We start from the raw sequence: 2,252 nt of genomic DNA, 5'->3' as shown, positions 1-2,252 counted from the left end.
CGCAAACTGCCGTTCGGGCGTGACGCGAGCGGCAGTTCGCGCGACCTCGGCGGGAGCGTGCGGCGTGTCGTGCGACCTCGGCGTCTGACGGCCGCGCGTGGCGCCGGGTTCGCACCGCCGCAGCCGGCGTGCTCGATGTTTCCCAGAACGTCCGCGATGGTTGGTGAGAACGGGCGTACCTGGCACGAAGTTTCGCCCGGGTACGCCCGATCCGACCCGCTACGCCCGATTCGACCAGGGACAGCCGGCGCCCGGCTACGACCGGGACGCCAGGGTCGCCGCGCCGATGATGCCCGCGTTGTTCCGGAGCGTCGCCGGGATGATGTCCGCCTGCAGGTCGAGGAGCGGCAGGAACTCCTCGTACTGCTTCGACACCCCGCCACCGACGACGAAGAGCTCCGGCGAGAGCAGGGCCTCGAGCGTGGAGTAGTACTTCTGCAGCCGCTTCGCCCAGTGCTTCCACGACAGGTCGTCGCGCTCCTTCGCGGCGAACGACGCACGGGACTCGGCGTCGTGCCCGTCGATCTCGAGGTGCCCGAGCTCCGAGTTCACGATGAGCACCCCGTCGTTGATGAGCGCCGTGCCGATGCCGGTACCGAGCGTCGTGACGACGACCAGGCCGTCCTTGCCCTTCGCGGCGCCGAACTGCTGCTCGGCGAACCCGGCGGCGTCGGCGTCGTTCACGAAGTGGATGGAGCGTCCGAGCTCCTTCTCGAAGAGGGCCTCGGCCTCGAAGCCGATCCACTTCTTCGACACGTTCGCCGCCGACATGGTCTTGCCGTCGCGGACGATCGCGGGGAAGCAGACGCCGACGGGGACCTCGGCCGCGGGTGCGAGCTCCTCGAGGATCGACTTGGCCACCGCGACGATGTCGTGCGGCTTGCCGCCCTCGGGCGTGGCCTTCTTGATCCGGTCGGTGGTGAGTTCGCCGGTGGTGACGTCGACGATCGCACCCTTGATGCCCGTGCCGCCGATGTCGACGCCGACTGCGAGGGAGGTCATGAGGAGCCTTTCGGTTCGGGGGTCAGGAGACCGTTCGGTTCGGAGGTCAGGAGACCGTGAGGAGTTCTGCGCCGCGTTCGGTGACGACGAGGGTGTGTTCGAACTGTGCGGTCCACGACTTGTCCCGGGTGGAGACGGTCCAGTCGTCGGCCCAGATGTCCGCGTCGATGCCACCGAGCGTGAGCATCGGCTCGATCGTGAAGACCATGCCCGGCTCCATCACGTCGTCGAAGCGCGGGGTGTCGTAGTGGGGGATGATCAGTCCCGAGTGGAACGCCCGCCCGACGCCGTGGCCGGTGTAGTCGCGGACGACGCCGTAGCCGAAGCGCTTGGCGTAGGCCTCGATCGCCCGGCCGATGACGTTCACCTGGCGGCCGGGGGCGACGGCCTTGATCCCGCGCTCGAGGGCGAGTCGGGTCCGGGTCACGAGGTCCTCGACCTCCTGCGACGCCTGTCCGACGATGAACGTGCGGTTCGTGTCGCCGTGCATCCCGTCCTTGTAGGCGGTGATGTCGATGTTGACGAGGTCGCCCTCCTGCAGGACGGTGTCGTCCGGGATCCCGTGGCAGATGACCTCGTTGAGGCTGGAGCAGAGCGACTTCGGGTACCCGCGGTAGCCGAGCGTCGACGGGTAGGCACCGTGCGCGACGACGAACTCGTGGCCGATCCGGTCGAGCTCGTCGGTCGTGACGCCCGGTCGGATCGCCTCGCCGACGGCGTCGATCGCCTGCGAGGCGATGCGGCCGGCGGTGCGGATGCGCTCGACCTCGTCCGGCGTGTACGTGTCGCCGAGCCCATGCTCGTGCGGCTCGGCCTTGCCGACGTACTCCGGGCGCTCGATCTCCTTCGGGACGGACCGCTGCGGGGAGATGCGGCCGGCGGTCAGGTGTCCGTGTTCGTCCCGGGGCATGCCGACCTCTCTAGCCGGGGCCGGGTCGCGCGCGGCGCGCACGCGGGAGCGGCCCGACCTCACGGCGTGGGCGACATCTCACGCCCCGTGGGATCCGTGGACTGTCGCGCAGCGCGGAAGGTCGCCAGGGGGTGCGGACGCGACCGCCTCGGGGTGCAGACGCGACGGCCTGGAGGCGCGGCGCCGGTCCGCCGGGCGCCAGCCGCGCCTCCAGGCGGTCACCGTGTGGTCGTATGTACCGCCATCGCGACAGGGTGACGGCCCGGCGTCGCATTTGTGCGGCAGGAGCGACACGTTCCCGCCGTCCGCGGGCGGCAGGCTGTCGCTTTCGCGAAAGCGA

At 70.2% G+C, this 2,252-nt stretch carries 2 protein-coding genes; both read right to left on the bottom strand.

Going from position 1 to position 2,252, the window contains the following annotated elements; all coding sequences use genetic code 11:
- Positions 1 to 255 precede the first annotated feature (255 nt).
- A complete protein-coding gene (ppgK, locus tag Q7F20_RS18440) occupies positions 256 to 1,002 on the bottom strand; it encodes a polyphosphate--glucose phosphotransferase (protein ID WP_305741509.1) in 747 nt (248 codons plus the stop codon).
- A 46-nt stretch (positions 1,003 to 1,048) separates the two neighbouring features.
- Positions 1,049 to 1,912, bottom strand: a complete 864-nt coding sequence (gene map / locus Q7F20_RS18435) for a type I methionyl aminopeptidase (protein ID WP_305741508.1) — start codon at positions 1,910 to 1,912, stop codon at positions 1,049 to 1,051.
- Positions 1,913 to 2,252 lie beyond the last annotated feature (340 nt).

This window comes from Curtobacterium sp. A7_M15 (assembly GCF_030705415.1).
Lineage (GTDB): Bacteria > Actinomycetota > Actinomycetes > Actinomycetales > Microbacteriaceae > Curtobacterium.
Note: the sequence above shows the minus strand (reverse complement) of the source record. Positions and strands in the feature narration are given on the sequence as shown.